Genomic DNA, 18,271 nt, shown 5'->3' on the forward strand with positions numbered 1-18,271 from the left:
ATAATTTTAATGAAATAGTCAAAAAATTTACACATTTTATTATTTATCAAGTTTTTTAACGAATTTACTATATACAAATTCTAAAACACGCCTACAATTTAAAAGACAAATATGTATGTTAAATATATAAATAGCAATTCCTTTGCTCCAGTTATTAATCTTCTATTAACCTTCCCCTTATTAAAAATAGCCTTTTCATTTTCTTGTTAATCCGAGTAATTTATACACCTCTTTTAATCTATTAATTCTCTATTACGCTCCTTCATTGAGATATAAGGGTGACTCTTCATTCAAAGAATAAAGTAAAACTTTATTCAGCCCGATCCCCATCTAACTTCTCTGCTTTGAGCCTTACTGCCCACAAATAGCAGGATACATTATGCAACATTGCATTTGATAATCATTTTTAATGTAACTATAATGATTACAGGATTGCTATTAGTCCAATATTCTACATGGAGGTTTTATTATGTTTAAAAAAATTATTGTATCTTCTATGGCGCTTACTATGTTCGGTGGAGCTGCAACTATGCTAGAGGCACCTACTGCTCAAGCAGCTTCTTATAACTCAACATCATCCTCTTACTTTGATGTCACTCCTGAAGAGGCCGTGGCTTTCTATCAATCTCAAGACTATAAAAAATTAAAAGTATTTTTGGATGACTTTGAAGCTAGAAACCCTTATGCCCCAGGTGGAGGCTACGCTCAAGGTAGTGTACGTATGCAAAAATTCAACGATGCTCTTAGAGATGCCAAATTAACAAATGTCTACCAAGAATTTATTAGAATCTCTTACTACAATCATTATCCAGAACCAAAATAATCACAACGGATAAAGTGAAACTTTAATCAGTGGGGGTTTTGTTCATCCCCCACTGATTATTAGTTGAACCAATCGGGCATTTACTGGCAGCCCGACCCCCACCTAACTTCTTTGCTTCCGCTGAATTTTGAGGTGGGAGTCTTACTGCCAGTTAATGCGGGATTAAATGTTTATTATTTCTATAACTTAGCCTAATTTTAAATGTATAACCTAAAAATAATTACTAAAAACCACTCATATAAGAGTGGTTTTTCTATTTCCCCATATAATTTAGCTGAATGTTACATCATCTTTATTTTAATATCTTTTATAGTAGACATTCTCTCGTTGACACAAACTAGTAGATTAGCAATGAAAATATCAAAATATATTTATAGGTGGTTGGAAGTAATTGTTTTCTGTTTAATAGCAAAAAAGAACACCCTCTCACAATTAGATAAGGTGCTCGTTTTCATTTTTATCGGTAATTCTCAATTCAATTTAGCTTCTTTCCAATAAGTAAAGATTAAATTAACTTAAAAACAAAGCGTTTTAAATTTAATTCATAGATCTTACTGAAACTTGGAATTGCCCCTTAGAACCATCATCATTTGAAACGTAAATTTTATATGTTCCATTCGGTAATGGAGATAAAGCATTCCGTACATTTGTAACATTAATTTGTTGTTCTCCAGGTTTTATATAACCACCAACAATTAGCTCTGTATTTGGACCTTTTACACTATATCCCATTGTATTTTGACCATTATTTTTCATAGAGAAGCTTAAGTCAGTACTCCCATCATATACGAAAGAAGTTTCAGCCTCGCCACTATAATCCATTGTTTGGGTTAATAATAAGTCTGCAGAAACATGTTCAACTACATGAATTGGATCATTCGTTTTGTGTACTTCTTCAGCATAAGTATTATTCCCTAACACACCAAGTGTTAATGCTGAAACTACTCCACAACTAAGCACTAGTTTATTTAACTTCATTTTAAGTTCCCCCTTGATGTTTGTATTCTATTACCATCATACATCCTTTTCCAAGTGCGTTTTTATGTAATAATTCATATCTATAAAACTATATATCTTAACTTTTTGTATTAACAGTTATTGAGAACCCTACATAGATAAAGCTACAATATTACGATTCATAAAAAACATGTAAATTTTAAAGTCTTTTTCTAACAAAGTTTTATACGAGTAAGTACCAAAATACTCACATAAATAGCATTTCTATTTCAGATAAAATGTACTAATAAAATTTTTCTAAAATTTCACTTTGTAATTTGATATATTCCATGTTAATATAACGGAGGCTACAAAACAGAAGTCACCACGCATATCATTTTCACAGAATATTCATACTTAAAAAACATTATTTTATCAGTAACTAAATCCCGATTTTACCCATACAAAAGTTAGTTGATAATTTCATATGTACATAAATTTAAATAGATTTTTTCTATTTTCCTTATCAATTTTAATACGAGTAATATAACAGCATGTTTTTCAAGTACCCTTCCTTTTTTAGATAAAAAGTCTACTAATACTAAACATCTATGTCCAACTCATACATAATTCTACTTACAAACTATCGGAGATGCAAAACTATGGGAATTTCTACTCTTTTATTAAATACCTTTATTATAATAATTTGTATCCTTAGCTATCACGTATTTTGGCTAGAGTTTAAAGAAAAAACAACATGTAATAATATGTTATTTTCTATCCTTTCCTCCATTGCTATTATTTTTTGTATGACTTTTCCTTTTCATTTACATGTGGGATTTATTTATGATTTACGTTTTATTCCTATTATATTAGTTTTTCTATATGGAAATACAAAAAACATTATTTTTATAGGAATTTTATATCTTTCTTATCGGTTTTACTTAGGCGGAAATGGCGTTCTTCCATCATTTATTATCTTCACTATTATTTTTGGTATAACAATGCTCTTTCGTTACCTATTACCTATGTATATTAAAGAAAAAAAAGTATTATTAAGCTTACTCCTTATTTTAGTATGTACAACTTCACTTTCTATTTGCGGTATTGTAACTCAAATAAATACAGGAGGGAAAATAGACTCTACTCTCATAGAATTTTTATTAAATTATATAGTCATTAATATTTTCACAGTATTATTATCAGTTTATTTAATAGAGGGAATGATTGAGAAATATAAAATGGAAGAAAAACTGCAACGGGCTGAAAAATTTTATATAGCTAGCGAACTAGCGGCGTCAATTGCACACGAAATCCACAATCCACTAACCACGGTACATGGATTCACTCAATTATTAAATGAAAAACATGCCTCTAAGCTATCTCAGGATCAATACTTAGAAATCATGTTAATTGAAATGCAGCAAATACAATCTACTATTAATAACTATTTATCTTTAACCAAACCACAGAACACCCTAAAAGAGAAAATAGATATTAATCACATTTTAAATCAGGTGAAAGATACTATTTCACCACTCGCTCTATCATACAAAGTTGAAATCAAACAAAATAGTACAGATTCCTTTTATATAAATGGGGACCCCGAAAAATTCAAACTCTGTCTAAACAACATCATCCAAAACGGAATTGAGGCTATGAAAAATGGTGGATTATTACAAATAAATATACAAAAAGTAAAAGGAAATATCATAATTGATATTATTGATTCAGGAATTGGGATGTCATCTCAACAAATAAAACGAATTGCTTTGCCATTCTATTCAACAACAGAAAAAGGAACTGGGCTTGGTACTATGATTGCTTATAGTATTATTAGAGAATTAAACGGAGATATAGAGATAGAGAGTGAATTAGGTAAAGGGACACGCTTTTCTATTAGTATCCCTTGCCAATGTGATAAAAATTTTCTGTTTAGTTAATTATATAAATGAATTTTAAGAATCCCGCTAGCTAGCTTACTTATTAATTATCTTAAATTTATAAAATAATAAGGGTCAGAGCTTATCTATTGTTACAGATACACTCTGATCCTTTAGTTTAATTACAGTAAACGCACTTAATATTTATAACTTTTCTTACATCTGGATGAAATAATAGTTTATCTCTTTTACTAATTAGATTTGTTTAATGTAAATATAGCATCTCTCGACACTTAATTTGTTATTATCGTTAGGGACATTTCCTACAGTTGTTTTTTCATTAAAGTACAGACCTTGTGCCGTTCATTAAAAAAGACAACTCCCCTTTTACTACTTTACTTCCACCGTATAATTCCCTGTTCCACCACCATACTGATACACATGTAAATAATACTTCCCTGGATACGTGTAGTAACTACCTACTAGTTTATTCCCTTGTTGCTGAGCATACGTAACATAATTATTTAAATCTGCTTCAGAATAAAGTACCCAGTTCATTCCGATATTATTTTCATTCGTTACGTTAATTTGAAGATTTTTAGCAGTCTCCACATTAATTTCAAAGAAATCACTTGTATCTCCATTTCCTAAACTAGCACGTAAAACTTGATTTAACTGCAGTTTGTTTGCTGTTTGGAATGAGTTATTCGGTTCTTTTTCTAAACTGTTATCTTCTTTCTTTTGAACAGTTACAGTCGCTGTAGCAGTATTAGTTGCTCCTTTATCGTCTGTTACTGTTAATTTCGCTGTATACGCTCCTTCTTTTGTATATACGTGAGTTGGATTTTGCTCATTACTTACAGTACCGTCTCCAAACTCCCATTTATATGAAGTAATTTTCCCGTCTTCATCTTTTGATGCGTCGCTTTTAAATGAAATTGCTTCATTCACATTTCCACTATACGGACCGTTTATAACCGCAACTGGCGCTTTATTCTCTGCACCTTCTTCTGTATTAATACCGTGGAACACAACATCATATTCAAATTGTCCTGATGCATTCACGCGATAATTTACGAAGTATGCTGTTACCGTTTTATAGCCTGTCCATTCTTTTGCGCTTAAACGTTTTAACGTATCATTAACGTTTTGTGTAATTATTTTCCAATCTTCATATTCTCCTTTTGCTGCAGTTCCTGTATATGTTCCTTGTAGTGTGAATGTATTAAAGAACTTTGATTTATTTTTCTTCACTGATACATTTTTCAATTTTGCTTCCGCCGTTATTTCTGCCGCAATATCTGAAACTGGTTTCGGTGCATGATTTGCTAAATAATCGTCTGATACTAATGGTACGTTATATTTCTCACGATTATCAAATAGCATTTGCATATAATCTTGATATTCTTTATTTAAATTCGCATCTTTACTTAATGTAGAGCGATATGCATCATATGCTGTTACATCATTTTTCCTAATAAGATCATGTATTTTATCAAACATATCATATCTCTTATTGTACATATACGATTGTAAAGCAAAGGAATAATTATAGAAATCCCATGTTCCATACTTTGCATTTAACGTTCGCTCTGCCGTATAACGCTCTGCTGGGTTTGAAGATAATCCTCCTATAATACTCTTTCTCGGTACAACATTATCCGTTCTCGTTGCCCCTGCAAAAAATTCAGCATTCCCTTCTTCAAACCAAGATAATCTTTCATTTTCATATATTTTCCCTTGACCCCATAACCCTGGTACTTCATATCTACCTTGTAAATAATGCGTGAACTCGTGTCGGAATAATTCTTCTAAACTATAAATACTTTCTTCTGGCGTACGCTCATAAGTAAAGAACGTACCTGTTCCTTCTATATAAAGACCACCGTTATTCGTTTCATATCCGTACAATTGACGATTAAACTGATATTCTGCTGGGCTATTATAAATAACCATCGTTAATACATCATCAGGATTTCCTTTTTCTAAAGGTTGATCACTTTCAACCGTACGATGGAATTGTGCCTTCACTTCTTTTGCCGCCCAATATAAACGTTTTACTTTTTCTTCTGTCACTTTATCTCCAGCTTTTAAAACAATTGCCCCATCATCAAACATATACGTTTTTGGCAAATATTTTTTCTTTCCATCTTCTCTTATTTGATCTAAATTCACCACTTTACCATTTGCATCTTTTCCGCCATAATTCGTCGCGATTTGCTCAGCAGCTACGAAATATTGCTCCCCTAAATACGGATAAATTTTCATCGCATCTGTTACAACTTGTAATCCTTTCGTTCCTGTACTATGGAACGAACCGAGCCTACCTGTATAATAAATGCCATTATTAATAAGCCAACCGTTTTTTGCGGTAATCGTTCCCATTAATGCAAAACGACTTAGTTCATTAATATAACTATCTATTTTCTGATACCATACTGTATCTTTCGGTGCTTTCCTCGTATCGTACAAATACGATTGAATGTCGTAATCAACACCTTGCATAATATCGTAAATAGCATTTCCAGCTGAAAGATTATCTACTAATGTAGAGAAATTATCATTATATTGTTTAAAAATCTTTGCAGCCGATGTTATCGTTTCCACATCACTCGAAGCGTTTCCTATTAACTTTCCGTATGATGATACCACTCTATTTTGCTCTAATGTACCCAGCTTGAAATTTGAATTGTTAGCTATCGCTTTTAATGCAGGTAAGCATTTATCATGATAACTCCGTTCATTTAATTTACTAAGTTCCGAATTATAAAATCCTAAATAAAATCCTGAACGTAATACCTCTACTAATGTCTCAATCCCTTTTGAATCATCCTTCGTATAGGCTTGTCCTTGCTGCTTCAATTTATCAATAATCGCCTGCATTCTACTATCATTTTGATAGAATGCTAGACTGTCTGTATTAAACTGAAATAGCCCCGTAATTTGCTCCCAATCAATGGTTATAAGTAAATCTACTAACTGCTGATTGCTTAATTGATTTAATTCAGCAATTGTATAAGTTTTCGCTACAGCTAATTGCTTACTTTCCTTTTTTACCTCAGGCGGTCTTTGTGATAAATCAGCAAATTGTATCCTTTGCTCAAAAGACTTGCTTTCGAGCAATTTCGATGAATGAGCTAATTCTTGTACTGGTAGTTGTACACCGACTGGCTCCATTTTGAGTACATTTCGATAAGAAACTTGCTCTCCCTTAGTATCTTCTGCCAAACTTACCCCTTGAAAACTCCCTAACATTAAACTAGCAAAACTTACCCCTACTAACATTTTTTTGAATAGCCTTTCATACTCTCCCCTACCTTACATTTTTAGTGTCCCGCTCCATTATTTTACTATTTTTACTTTTTGTCCTGTATTGAGAAAAAATAAGGGAACGTTCACATATGTATCCTTGCTGCGCAAAATTAGCACTTGACTTTATGTGCGTTTTATATCAAAAAAGATAGATAATAGCAAAATTCCTGCTACATCTATCCTCGTTTTCAACACTATGATTTTAACTTTATAAACGTAACTTCCGGTAATGTTTGCATATACTGAATAAACTCATTCTTTTCTTCTGACGATATATTTTTCAGTTGCATCCCTACCTTATAAACAGTTTCTGTACCTTGCTGTGAAGCCTCCACCTCATATGAAACTATTGGAATGCCTTTCACTTGTAGCGTTTCTACTATTTGTTGTACCGCTTCATGTTTATTTATACACATTTGCACCGTTATATTTTGTGGAAATAAAAATTGCACCTTAAAAATACGACTCACAATTTCTAAACCAATTAAAACGAGAATCGTCGCTCCAATCCCTACTACATACATTCCCGCTCCAATTGCTAATCCTATGCCGGCAGTAGCCCATAAACCAGCCGCGGTCGTTAATCCTTTCACCGCCTGCTTTTGAATAATAATTGTGCCTGCACCTAAAAAACCAACTCCACTAACGACTTGTGCTGCAATCCGACTTGGGTCTAGAGACGTATGCTCTTCATACACAATATCTGAAAAGGCATATTTCGAAACAACCATTATTAACGCACTTCCTACCGCTACGAGGAAATGAGTCTTTAATCCAGCTTCTTTCGATCGAATTTCTCTTTCAATACCAATCATTGCTCCTAACAAGCCAGCAACACCGATTCGTATAATAAAATCAAAATCTACACTCACGGGCACTTCCCCCTTTCATTCATTATAGATAGATAAAACAAAAATTATCACAAACATCCATTTATCAACATGAAGGAATACCACTAAAATACACTTAATACTCCGACCATTTTATGTTAATATTTAAAATATTAACATAAAATAAATAACTTCTAATTTTAAATCTTCACTAATTTTCTAAAAAATCAAAGGTGAATTACATGAAATTAGGTTGAGAAACTTAAGAAAACGCTTTCATTTTGTGTCATAATTTTTTTATAAATACTACATAAACAAAGGAGCTTACTAACAATGAACGTCTCGTTACTTACACCTACTACTGATTTACAAGAAGAATACTTAGATTTCTATATCGAATGGAAAGATAGCGGTGAAACAATGATCCCGTGGGTTATCTCAAAAAATCCTGCTAACTTCCCAGCTATGGTTCAAGAACTTCTCGATGCGCATAACGGAATAAATATCCCTGAAACTTGGGTACCAGATTCTACATATTGGCTCGTTACAAATAATAATAGAATTGTCGGAGCTGTTAATATACGTCATAGTTTAACTGAACATCTATTTAACGCTGGCGGTCATATCGGTTATGGCATTCGCCCTTCTGAAAGAAGAAAAGGTTATGCTACGAAATTACTAGCATTATCATTAGAAAAAACGAAGGAATTAGACATCACGAAAGTACTTGTCGTTTGCGACGCAGTGAATACCGCTTCTGAAAAAACGATTTTACATAACGGCGGGCTTCGTGATGATGATTTCACTGAGGAAGATGGGAATGTAGTAAGAAGATATTGGATTGAGCTATGAATGATCACAAATAAGCGAGAAAGTGATTATACACTTTCTCGCTTATTTTACACTGCTTCTATTTCAAACTGCACTGTAATACCACTTGGATCTACTACCGTAAACCCATTTGTAGTTTCATTTATTTCATGTTGTTTTTCTATTACTCTTTCTTTCACTGCATCTAACGCTTCTTTATGCGGTAGTACAATTGTATATACCTTTAGTCCAGTTGCATGTACTGGTGGGTGTGGATTATTTACTCCGTTCCACGTATTTGCACCGATATGGTGATGATATCCTCCTGCAGAAATGAATAAGCAGTCATCTTCACGTTGTTGCACTTCAAACCCTACTGTCTCTACATAAAACTCTTGTGATTTCTCTACATCAGCTATTCGTAAATGTACGTGCCCAACGACAGTATTAGCAGGTAATCCATCAGCCTCATAATCAACGAGTGTTGCCAGCTCTTTTAAATCTAGTGGCGTACTTCCTCCTGGTCCTTCTCCCCATTGATCACGCGGACGGTCTGCATAAATTTCAATACCATTCCCCTCTAGATCTTGCAAATAAAACGCTTCGCTATATGTATGATCACTTGCACTGTTAAACCTTGAGATTGGTAAAATTTCATTTGAATATGTATAACGCCCTTCTTGCTCAGCTGGGCTGTCAATTACATTCTTATTACGAAGAACCCCAAATAGCGCAGAAGCAAAAGCTTCACGAGTCGGAACTAAAAAGGCTACATGATATATACCAGTCGTACGCGGTTCTTGCAGTACCCCGTCCTCTATCTTTTCAAGAACAAGTAATGTATTCTTACTACCTTTTCCTGCTAAATATGCTTTATTCCCCTCTTGCTTAATTACCTCTAATCCTACAACATTCTTATAAAAAGCAATTTGACGCTCTAAATCTTTCACTTTAAATTCAACATGACCAATACGTGTTTTCGGATGAATTCGTACCATGAATAACTTCATCTCCTTATCCCTATATTTTACCATTACATATAACCGTTACTATGAAGGATACAACTAAAATCATCCTATGTAAATAAGAAAAGTCAGAATTTACATACATTTTTATTTTCATAATAAAAAAAGCCTCCTTTTCTAACTTTCAGAAAAGGGGGCTTTTTAACGCTTATCTCATTTTATGAACTTCAGCAACTAGCTTTCCACCCTGAATGCCCATATAAAGCTTCACAGGTGCATCATTCGTATTTTCAAATACTAAATCTAAATATGGATATGCAATTGTAGCATCTCTTCCTTGAGGAACATAACCTACCGTTTTAGAATGTGTAGTTCTCTCCACCATTTTCAGGCCAGCTTGATCTGCTGCATTGTATAAAGTTGAAGATGTTTGGCAAACACCACCACCGTATCCATCTACTAATTTACCATCAACTATTTCTTTCCCTAATTGATATCCTTTGTCTGGTGTTGTATCACCGATTAATGAATTAAAAGAGAAACGGTCTCCTTTTGCTAACACAACTCCATTTATGCTCGCTGCTGACAAACGAATATTCTCAATACGGCCACCTGTTGAACCGCCTAAGTTCGTTTCATATCTACCAATTACCGTACCATTTCCTTGCGCATCACTTAATGTTGCGACTGGTTTTTTCTCCACGATCGGCAACTGATACGTAGCATCCCACATACCCACATTTAACAATTTATCTACTAATTCTTTTTCCATTAATTCATAAGAAGGTTTTCCTTCTTGCCAACTTCCATCAGGTGCTATACGTGAAGGAACCATTTTTTTGTCGACGCTTTTTCCAACCTCACCAACAACCTTTGTTACAGACTTTTTAAATTTCGCTTCATCTTCAAAATAGCCTAAACCAGATAAATCTAATTTTTTCACTTCAGTACCAGTTCGACCATCAACTAAACTAATAGTATCCTGCACTTCTGCTTTAGCCTCTACAGTGTGCCCACCAATATCACTTACCAATGCAACATCACTTACTTTTGTACCACAGCCACTCACTACAGCTACACATAACACCCCAACTAATATACCCTTTACTTTACGGAACAATATACTCTCTCCCTTTCCCCAACATCACTATTATGTATTTATTTCATTTTTATGTATGTTTTGTTACAATCATTTTACAATATGTTTATAAAATGTTACAAGTTATTTTTCACTCTATATAAATTACTCTTTTCTTTTACAAATGTCTATACATATTTACATAAAAGTTTGAGTTTGATAGAATTGTAACTTTTATGTAAACTCTCCCTTTTATCCAGTATATACCATTAAGCAAAAGAAATACAAATCAAAAACCCTCAAGCTATTTTTTATAAAGAAAAATCCCTCAACATAAATAGGTATTTGCCGTGCCACCGCTCCGCTTTTGCACATACATTATGGTGAATTCAACCTATTTTAAAGAAATGGAGGATGTTATTATGTATCCCTACAATCCATATGATCCATATAATCAATATGCGTACCAACAACCACAGTATGACTTACAAGCACAATACCAATCTTATATAGATCAAGCAGATCAAGCAGAGCAAACGAATCCATATGACCAAAATAGACAATTCCAACTTCCAATCTCTTTTCCTGGCACTGGAAATCGCCAATTAGAAAGACGCGTAAATGAGCTTGAACAAAGAGTACGTCAACTAGAAAATACAGTTGAGCGCCATACACGTAGACTAAACCGCTTAAACCAACGTTTACGCACAGTAGAAAACAGACTAAACATTCCATTCGCAGCATTAGAAGACGGATTTTAATCGAGAAAATAAAGTGAAACTTTAATCAACCTTCACCAATCGGGCTTTTACGGGCAGCCCGCCCGGCAAATAGCGGGATAAAAATTATATAAAGGAAGGGGCTCCCCCTTCCTTTATATAAATTGACGAAAGTTTTTTCCATCTCTATACTGATAAGAGTTAATGAAATGAAACAAGGTGATAAATATGGATTTTGAAATAAATTATCTTTCCTTTTATGTTGTACAAGTAGAAGGAAAAGGTGAAGCAGTTGATAAACGCTACAAACATTTTCAAACTTTAGACGCTGAAGAGTATGAAGATAGCTCCTTAAAAGAATTTTTGAATGGTGAGTTATTAAAAATATCGAAGCGAAAAGTAGAACGTCATGCAAAAACCGAACAAGCCCCAACAAAAATTGGTCGCTTTATTGTAGAAGAAGGGCACGAACTTGATTCAAACCCTCATTACAACCTTTTTAATCGTATTCGCTTTGCAGAAACAAAGGAAAACTTTAAAGATATGAGCGAACCTCTCGTTTATACATATCTTGACACAAGCGCTGTACGCGGTGGTGTATTTTTAATTGCTCAGGCAAAACTACGCAAATACTTTGATGATCCATTCGTATTTGTAATGAAATGCGACTTCGAACCAAAGGTGGCTTCTATTTCTGATGAATCAACACTGATTCGTAACGTTGAAATGGCCATCACAACAAAGAATATGAAATCTATCCAATATCCGTACATGCCTGAAGAAGGTATGGTCGAAGTGGGCGAATTAAAAATTCACCAAGCATCACACGCCCGCTACTTTGAAGACTTCTTAAAATTCGTCGAATATGAACGCTCTATGCCTGAAATTATGAAAACACAAGTAATGGACATGGTATACGACCAAATTGAAGAGGTATTTGAAGAAGGTACAGAAGAACGCGAACAATTCGACCAAGCGATAGAAGTATGGGCTGCCAGTCCGAAACGCGAAATTATGGAACAATTTTCAACCGAAGAAGTAATGGAAGCTACCGCTCAAATCGTTGAGCATGCTCCTGAAGTGGAATTAAAGCTAAAAGCAGACCATATTTCTGTGAAGGCGTTACTTGCTGATTTCGGGGATCAAATACATATTGCGAAGGTAAATGACCGATATGTACTTATGATTGAAGCAGACACACTTACATTTGAAAAGGGCTTCTCTCCTATTGAGTTTCTGAAGCCAGATGAGCTGCAAGATGTGATTGAGCGGATTGAGAATAAGCAACAGTATTCGTATGATCCGAACGGGATTGAATAAATCCTTCCATATATCTGTTTTTATTGGGCGCTTTTAATAAGCGCTCTTTTATTTTGAGCTTAGTTGATGTTTATATTAAAAAACGATTCTTAATAGAATCGTTTTTCCTGATTTATAACAAAAATATGCTTATTTTTAAAAATTATTATTGATTCAAGATATCAATTGTCGCAGAATCAAGTAAATTCCTTCCTTGTTGTGCAAGCGTATTTCCATTAGAGTAGTCACTATGTATGTTGGTAAAATGAAAACTTCACTTCACTACCTCAAATTTATTATACTCGTAAAAAGATAATTGAAAACGATATTCCGGATGCTCTCTCACCCAATCGTAGGCTTCTTCTAAAATTTCCATTTTGTTTTGCAAGTCATTAAGTTCACTACATTTGTCCTTTTTCTGTTTGCACAGAGGGCAGAATCCATTTACTATGTCGGCACTTGTCGCCCTAATAGTTTTACTTTTTAAGTCAACTACTAAACGAAGAAGAAGAGAATGCTCAGCTTTTGTAGTCACCGTCATTTCAGCAACCCCATCCTCATTCCAAAAGACACCGTTTAATTCCATCTGTACGGTGACGTCTTTAATATCCAAGTCTATCACTATCACACCTCCCTTGTATAAAACTCATATTTTACTCTTCGATTTTAATCTTTAATACACCACGCTTTAAAGATATATTAAGCTTTTTCCAATTCTTCTTCTTTGCTATGAAAGGAAGTATAATTACTGCTGATAGCGTGGTAAATATTATCCCCAAAACTACAACTGTTACAATGTTGAAGATTGCTTCCATTTAACTGTATCCTCTTTCATTTCTATGGGCTCTAATTTTATGAATGTATTTAAAAATTCTTACCGCCCCTTAATTTTCAAAGCAATTATAATGGCCCAATCACAACAAATCAATTCCTATTTAATATGAATACTTTATTCATCCATCAATATAATGATGTTAAATTTATGTAGCTAGAAATAAAGGAGAATGTCATTTAACCTCTACATTCTCCTCCATCTCAGCCAAATACCTAATCTGCCGTTCTGCTTTTCGCACTGCCGTACGAAAATGTTTTTTCAGCAGTTCTACTGTATTTTCACTTATATAATATCTTTCCGTAATACTTTCCCACGTGTCACTACTTTCAAATGTACTCCATTCAAAAGAGCGTTCTGTATTTTTCTTTAGTTCTTTAAACACCCATTTTCGCATCTTTTTTTTCGCTTTTTCCGTTAGTTTCCCGTCCTTTACAAGTTCCAGTTCGCCATGTCTTTTGTACCGTTTATGAATATCTCTCTCGCTATATACTTTAAGAAGTATATTTGCTGTATTCTCAGCATCTGCTAGAGCTCGGTGCTGTTTCCCTTCCCATGTTAAACCGAGCTGTTCTACTGCAAATTGTAAACTTGGCGTATGTTCAAATAATTCTTCATACGCTTGGAAAACAAATTTTTGCAAATCAATTCTATTTTCTTTTTCTATACTTGGGCATTCAACACCATGTAATGCACAATCATGAGATAGAAAGCGATAATCTTCTTTTCCCCATGAAACAAATATACAATCTTCGCCGATGAACTGAATAAATTTCTCTACAATTTGAGGGAATTTTTCTACACCAATTAAATCTTCCTTTGTAATTCCAGTCAATTTTGTCGTATGACGAGTTAATCGTGCACTTGGTTTTACTAACTCCGAAAACTCTTCAATTATCTTCATTGTACCTATTTTTATTTTTACAGCTCCGATATCAACTATTTCTGACGGATCTTCTGATTTATACGGTCTGAAATTCCTCTCAATATCAAACACAATGAAATGTGTAGCGTTTTTCAATTTATTTACCTCTTTCTAAATTCCTTTTCACACAAACACTCTATTTTCAGTATTTATTTATTCATGTACTTTATACAAAAATACTCCGAATAAATAAATGAAAATTCAGTCTCGTTATGATATGTAAGTAGGAGGACATCTATAAAAATGCAAAAAAAAGAAGGGCGAGCCCTTCTTTTTTCAAAAATTACTTCTTGTTTACGTTAGTAGCTTGAGGTCCACGGTTACCTTGTTCTACTTCGAAAGTAACTTCTTGACCTTCTTCTAAAGTTTTGAAGCCTTCGCCTTGGATAGCTGAGAAATGAACGAATACGTCTTCTCCGCCTTCAACTTCGATGAAACCGAAACCTTTTTCTGAGTTAAACCATTTTACTTTACCGTTTTGCATGAAAAAAATCCTCCTACAATGTACCTATATGTACATATTCATTTTCAACCACCTTACAATAATAAGCCAGATATTAAAAAACTGCAACCCCTGAGGAGATTTAACATTGCTATCCTCCTCGGAAGTTACAGCTCATTTAAATCTCTATATTATTAAAAGTAAAATGGTTTAAATACACTATATCATATCAATATAATAAAAGTAAAGTTTTTTTCTTAAATTATTTTTTTCCCACTGCATTGCTTTTAATTCGCCTGATCCGGCTACTACATAACCATCTTTTTGATTAACAATGCGCCATCCGTGCCCTTTAACTGAATCACATACTGTAACAATACCTTCGTCAAGAAGCACACGGCACACACTACTAATACCCGCCTTATTTTGTGTTGAAGTTGTATATAAAACATGTTGATCTACACTTAAGTCTAAATAACTACTTGCTTTCTGCTCACTTTGACATGTATGCCAATATATTTTTTCACTCGCAATACTTTCATCTATTTTACAATAAGAAATATTCCCGCTAACTCCCTTGCACGATCCACTTGCCGCTACTAAATAAGAATTGTGTAAAGTCAACGCGGAGATCATTTGATTCATCGCAATTTTAATCCTCTTTAATTTACGTGTCTTCAAATCAAAGAGCCAAACACCACCATATTTAGCATGTATTTTCGTACCAATAAATAAGTAATGCTTATATAAAAATAACGATCGAATAGACGGTGCCGCACTGCCATACTCAAGAAACGGATGAATAGTCTCCCATGTCGAACCGAAATTATTAGAAAGATACAGCGTTTTTTCTCCATGAGCAATGACAGTTCCTTGTACATTGCTACATACATTCCAACTCGTTGCTTTTGTTGGAAAACGCTGAATTGTCCAGTTCTCTCCACCATTCATACTACGAATAAAAATCCCTTCGTCACCTACACCATAAACTACATTATCTTCGCTATGTAAATCCCTAATTCGTTTTTGAAAACCATTTAAAATTCGTTTCCATTCTCCGTCTTGTTCAATAAATAAGCCATTATATGTAGTAGCTAACAACAGTTTTCCATCTCTTAACTTTGCAATAGCAGTTGCACTTAACATTGTCTCCACGTTGACACTCCCATTCTTAGAACTTCTCAGCAAATGCAATTGCAAAATTACTGCATTTTTCAACATCCTCTTCATCTTCTGGAGCTAATTCAATTTTCAGCCCTTCTTGTACAAGCTCTGCACCGCGTTCTACAAGACGTTCTTCAAATATCGTTACCGCTTCACAAAATAGTTCATACGCCGTATCACCTGATCCGAATACCGCTACCTTTTTCCCAGCTAAATCTATATTTTCTAAGTCCTCATGAAAATCTTCCGCTTCAAATGGTAATTCACCATCGCCCCACGTATAAGATCCTAAAATGATTCCATCATAAGCTAATAATTCTTCAGCATCCATGCCTTCCATTTCTTGCAATACTACTTCATGATCAAAAGCATCTAAACTAACTTTAATTAAATCAGCAATACTCTCTGTATTTCCTGACATACTTGCATAAGCTATTAAAATTTTTGCCACTTTGGCATCCCCCTCTAACAATAAATGATTCTCATTCTCATTATATTAATAATGAGAATCAATTTCAATTGATTTTTTCTACTTTTATTTACATTACTTATTTCAAATAAAGTGAAACTTTAATGAGTGGGAGTTTTGTTCATCCCCCACTCATTATTAGTTGAACCAATCGGACTTTTACGGGCAGCAGGGCCCTCACCTAACTTCTTTGCTTCCACTGAATTTTGAGGTGGGGGGTCTTACTGCCCGGCAAATAGCGGGATAAATAAAAAAGCACAGATGACTATACAATCATCTGTGCTTTTTTATTACTTTTTAAAAATACCAAAAGGCTTTCCTACTGGTAAAACAACTTTTCCAAAGTGTGTATTTAACACTGCTGCTGCTGAACCGTAGAAAGATAATAATGAAATAAGAAGTTCAGAATATGCTGCTAAATTATGCATTGCGTGCGGCATAACACCTAAAGTACTTAATGAAAGACCAATAAATAAGAAATCAATAAGGACAAAGATCATAAATAATACTTTATGTGTTTCCATTGCACCAATCGTCATAAAGATTGTGAAAATCAAATATCCGATAAAGGCTACACCAAGCTGTTTTGAATCTGCAGCTTGTGCTAATTTTTCGCCAAATACTCCAAGTTGAATTAACCAAGTCATTCCAACACCTAACCAAAATAGGCCGTACGCACCAAATGCTGTCGTACCGAATGTATTGTTATGCTTTGCATCGTGAATGCAAGCAAAGATTTGTGCAAATCCTCCTAAAAAGATTGCCCATGGTAATACAAGTGAAACGCCATCTGTTAAGCCTAACTTTTGAGATGATGCTACAAGTGTTACCATTGCTAATCCAAATAGACCAATTCCAGATGGATCCGCTGTTGTCATTTTCACATGATGTGTAGTAGTTTGATTGCTCATATAAACCTCCTGATTATAAACATACTCGAATACAATACTTAAATCAGAAGCCTATGTCAATGGTTTTTTTTGTATGTTGTCAGACGTTATATTTTATAATGATTAAATATATTTCCGACCACTTCATAAGGTTTTATATTCACTTTTTCCAACTCGTTTATCGGTAGCCATAACGGAATATAACTTCCTCTACCTTCCCGCTGAAATTCCTCAGCTGTTCCACTTCCGAACACTCCGCCTGTAATATAGGCACCATAATAATAATATTCATTTCCTTTATATTTTACCTTTGCAATAAGGTGCTCCACTTTTATATGTAGCCCTAATTCTTCATATACCTCTCTTTTCGTTGCCTCTTCAGGCGTTTCACCTTCCTCAACCCCTCCGCCAGGAAAAACATAATATGTTTCCTCTTCTCGAATACGTTTTATAAGAGCAATTTTCCCTTCCTGTACAATGATAGCCGCCCCGCGATTTCTTATCATTTTATTTCCTCAATACGAATCGCGACTGTTCCCCACTCTTTTTCTTGTTCTTTCGTATATATTTTGTATGTACTTTCTAACATTTCCTCTAAACTATCATTCTCACAATCCAATAATTTTTTATCAATTTGTTCATACATAGATTTAAAGCTCTCGTATCGCTTTATTTCCGTTACTTTTACCGTCATCATTTCTGTCGTCGTAAGATTCGTAAATACGATTTCATCGCCTTTGTTTATTAGTTGACGTTTTTTATCGTATAGGCGTACTTCATATACTTTTTTTCCTGATTGAATTGACTGAAACGGTTTATTATATAAACCCATTTCGTATCGCATACATCCCACTCCCTTTTTTTCATTTCACCTATTAATACAGTTCACATTTA

Annotated in this window: 19 protein-coding genes; 5 read left to right on the top strand and 14 right to left on the bottom strand. The window is 34.1% G+C overall.

The window, feature by feature from the left end:
* Positions 1–469 precede the first annotated feature (469 nt).
* Positions 470–823, top strand: a complete 354-nt coding sequence (locus tag NZ044_RS17335; RefSeq protein ID WP_000473481.1) for a hypothetical protein — start codon at positions 470–472, stop codon at positions 821–823.
* 537 nt (positions 824–1,360) lie between these two features.
* On the opposite strand, the gene NZ044_RS17340 is transcribed toward NZ044_RS17335, so the two are convergent.
* Positions 1,361–1,801, bottom strand: a complete 441-nt coding sequence (locus NZ044_RS17340; RefSeq protein ID WP_000773517.1) for a hypothetical protein — start codon at positions 1,799–1,801, stop codon at positions 1,361–1,363.
* A 620-nt stretch (positions 1,802–2,421) separates the two neighbouring features.
* On the opposite strand from NZ044_RS17340, the gene NZ044_RS17345 reads away from it, so the two are divergent.
* Positions 2,422–3,702 carry a sensor histidine kinase gene (locus NZ044_RS17345; RefSeq protein WP_000513024.1) on the top strand — a complete coding sequence of 427 codons (1,281 nt, stop codon included), beginning with the start codon at positions 2,422–2,424 and terminating at the stop codon, positions 3,700–3,702.
* A 330-nt stretch (positions 3,703–4,032) separates the two neighbouring features.
* Here the strand turns inward: NZ044_RS17345 and colA are convergent, their stop codons facing one another.
* Both colA and NZ044_RS17355 read right to left on the bottom strand, forming a co-directional pair.
* Positions 4,033–6,927 carry a collagenase ColA gene (colA, locus tag NZ044_RS17350; RefSeq protein ID WP_340949880.1) on the bottom strand — a complete coding sequence of 965 codons (2,895 nt, stop codon included), beginning with the start codon at positions 6,925–6,927 and terminating at the stop codon, positions 4,033–4,035.
* A gap of 221 nt (positions 6,928–7,148) precedes the next feature.
* The gene (locus NZ044_RS17355; RefSeq protein WP_000109726.1) at positions 7,149–7,826 is read right to left on the bottom strand and encodes an MgtC/SapB family protein; all 678 of its coding nucleotides are present in this window, start codon (positions 7,824–7,826) and stop codon (positions 7,149–7,151) included.
* 291 nt (positions 7,827–8,117) lie between these two features.
* Between NZ044_RS17355 and NZ044_RS17360 the strand changes: the two genes are divergently transcribed.
* Positions 8,118–8,636, top strand: coding sequence for a GNAT family N-acetyltransferase (locus NZ044_RS17360; protein ID WP_001103111.1), 519 nt, complete (start codon positions 8,118–8,120; stop codon positions 8,634–8,636).
* A gap of 47 nt (positions 8,637–8,683) precedes the next feature.
* Here the strand turns inward: NZ044_RS17360 and NZ044_RS17365 are convergent, their stop codons facing one another.
* Positions 8,684–9,592 carry a VOC family protein gene (locus NZ044_RS17365; protein ID WP_098505505.1) on the bottom strand — a complete coding sequence of 303 codons (909 nt, stop codon included), beginning with the start codon at positions 9,590–9,592 and terminating at the stop codon, positions 8,684–8,686.
* 175 nt (positions 9,593–9,767) lie between these two features.
* The gene (locus NZ044_RS17370; RefSeq protein WP_000488994.1) at positions 9,768–10,679 is read right to left on the bottom strand and encodes a VanW family protein; all 912 of its coding nucleotides are present in this window, start codon (positions 10,677–10,679) and stop codon (positions 9,768–9,770) included.
* 380 nt (positions 10,680–11,059) lie between these two features.
* On the opposite strand from NZ044_RS17370, the gene NZ044_RS17375 reads away from it, so the two are divergent.
* Positions 11,060–11,398, top strand: coding sequence for a hypothetical protein (locus NZ044_RS17375; protein WP_000283709.1), 339 nt, complete (start codon positions 11,060–11,062; stop codon positions 11,396–11,398).
* A 186-nt stretch (positions 11,399–11,584) separates the two neighbouring features.
* A complete protein-coding gene (locus NZ044_RS17380; RefSeq protein WP_000345052.1) occupies positions 11,585–12,676 on the top strand; it encodes a DUF3900 domain-containing protein in 1,092 nt (363 codons plus the stop codon).
* Positions 12,677–12,929: 253 nt separating this feature from the next.
* On the opposite strand, the gene NZ044_RS17385 is transcribed toward NZ044_RS17380, so the two are convergent.
* The 9 genes from NZ044_RS17385 to NZ044_RS17425 all read right to left on the bottom strand — a co-directional run bounded on the left by NZ044_RS17385 (position 12,930) and on the right by NZ044_RS17425 (position 18,221).
* On the bottom strand, positions 12,930–13,277 hold the full coding sequence (locus NZ044_RS17385; RefSeq protein WP_000566111.1) for a hypothetical protein: 348 nt from the start codon (positions 13,275–13,277) through the stop codon (positions 12,930–12,932).
* 31 nt (positions 13,278–13,308) lie between these two features.
* A complete protein-coding gene (locus NZ044_RS17390) occupies positions 13,309–13,470 on the bottom strand; it encodes a hypothetical protein (protein ID WP_000387294.1) in 162 nt (53 codons plus the stop codon).
* Positions 13,471–13,662: 192 nt separating this feature from the next.
* The gene (locus NZ044_RS17395) at positions 13,663–14,508 is read right to left on the bottom strand and encodes an exonuclease (RefSeq protein ID WP_000786425.1); all 846 of its coding nucleotides are present in this window, start codon (positions 14,506–14,508) and stop codon (positions 13,663–13,665) included.
* 187 nt (positions 14,509–14,695) lie between these two features.
* Positions 14,696–14,896, bottom strand: a complete 201-nt coding sequence (gene cspB, locus NZ044_RS17400; RefSeq protein ID WP_001179150.1) for a cold shock-like protein CspB — start codon at positions 14,894–14,896, stop codon at positions 14,696–14,698.
* A gap of 177 nt (positions 14,897–15,073) precedes the next feature.
* Positions 15,074–16,009: a WD40/YVTN/BNR-like repeat-containing protein gene (locus NZ044_RS17405; protein WP_340949884.1), complete on the bottom strand. Its 936-nt coding sequence runs from the start codon at positions 16,007–16,009 to the stop codon at positions 15,074–15,076.
* Between the two features lie 16 nt (positions 16,010–16,025).
* Positions 16,026–16,469 (bottom strand): flavodoxin, encoded by a 444-nt coding sequence (locus NZ044_RS17410; RefSeq protein WP_001062758.1) that lies wholly within the window; start codon positions 16,467–16,469, stop codon positions 16,026–16,028.
* A 308-nt stretch (positions 16,470–16,777) separates the two neighbouring features.
* The gene (locus NZ044_RS17415; protein WP_000070938.1) at positions 16,778–17,398 is read right to left on the bottom strand and encodes an acetate uptake transporter; all 621 of its coding nucleotides are present in this window, start codon (positions 17,396–17,398) and stop codon (positions 16,778–16,780) included.
* A gap of 86 nt (positions 17,399–17,484) precedes the next feature.
* Positions 17,485–17,883, bottom strand: a complete 399-nt coding sequence (locus tag NZ044_RS17420) for an NUDIX hydrolase (RefSeq protein WP_000620836.1) — start codon at positions 17,881–17,883, stop codon at positions 17,485–17,487.
* A complete protein-coding gene (locus NZ044_RS17425) occupies positions 17,880–18,221 on the bottom strand; it encodes an ASCH domain-containing protein (RefSeq protein WP_001268365.1) in 342 nt (113 codons plus the stop codon). The genes NZ044_RS17420 and NZ044_RS17425 overlap by 4 nt, the downstream gene beginning before the upstream one ends.
* Between the last annotated feature and the right edge of the window lie 50 nt (positions 18,222–18,271).

This window comes from Bacillus sp. FSL K6-1338 (assembly GCF_038006965.1).
GTDB classification, from domain to species: Bacteria; Bacillota; Bacilli; order Bacillales; family Bacillaceae_G; genus Bacillus_A; species Bacillus_A thuringiensis_S.

Coding starts and splice junctions, on each gene's coding strand:
- NZ044_RS17335 (WP_000473481.1), top strand. CDS start 470: ATGTTTAAAAAAATTATTGTATCTTCTATGGCGCTTACTATGTTCGGT.
- NZ044_RS17340 (WP_000773517.1), bottom strand. CDS start 1,801: ATGAAGTTAAATAAACTAGTGCTTAGTTGTGGAGTAGTTTCAGCATTA.
- NZ044_RS17345 (WP_000513024.1), top strand. CDS start 2,422: ATGGGAATTTCTACTCTTTTATTAAATACCTTTATTATAATAATTTGT.
- colA (WP_340949880.1), bottom strand. CDS start 6,927: ATGTTAGTAGGGGTAAGTTTTGCTAGTTTAATGTTAGGGAGTTTTCAA.
- NZ044_RS17360 (WP_001103111.1), top strand. CDS start 8,118: ATGAACGTCTCGTTACTTACACCTACTACTGATTTACAAGAAGAATAC.
- NZ044_RS17365 (WP_098505505.1), bottom strand. CDS start 9,592: ATGGTACGAATTCATCCGAAAACACGTATTGGTCATGTTGAATTTAAA.
- NZ044_RS17375 (WP_000283709.1), top strand. CDS start 11,060: ATGTATCCCTACAATCCATATGATCCATATAATCAATATGCGTACCAA.
- NZ044_RS17380 (WP_000345052.1), top strand. CDS start 11,585: ATGGATTTTGAAATAAATTATCTTTCCTTTTATGTTGTACAAGTAGAA.
- NZ044_RS17390 (WP_000387294.1), bottom strand. CDS start 13,470: ATGGAAGCAATCTTCAACATTGTAACAGTTGTAGTTTTGGGGATAATA.
- cspB (WP_001179150.1), bottom strand. CDS start 14,896: ATGCAAAACGGTAAAGTAAAATGGTTTAACTCAGAAAAAGGTTTCGGT.
- NZ044_RS17415 (WP_000070938.1), bottom strand. CDS start 17,398: ATGAGCAATCAAACTACTACACATCATGTGAAAATGACAACAGCGGAT.
- NZ044_RS17420 (WP_000620836.1), bottom strand. CDS start 17,883: ATGATAAGAAATCGCGGGGCGGCTATCATTGTACAGGAAGGGAAAATT.
- NZ044_RS17425 (WP_001268365.1), bottom strand. CDS start 18,221: ATGCGATACGAAATGGGTTTATATAATAAACCGTTTCAGTCAATTCAA.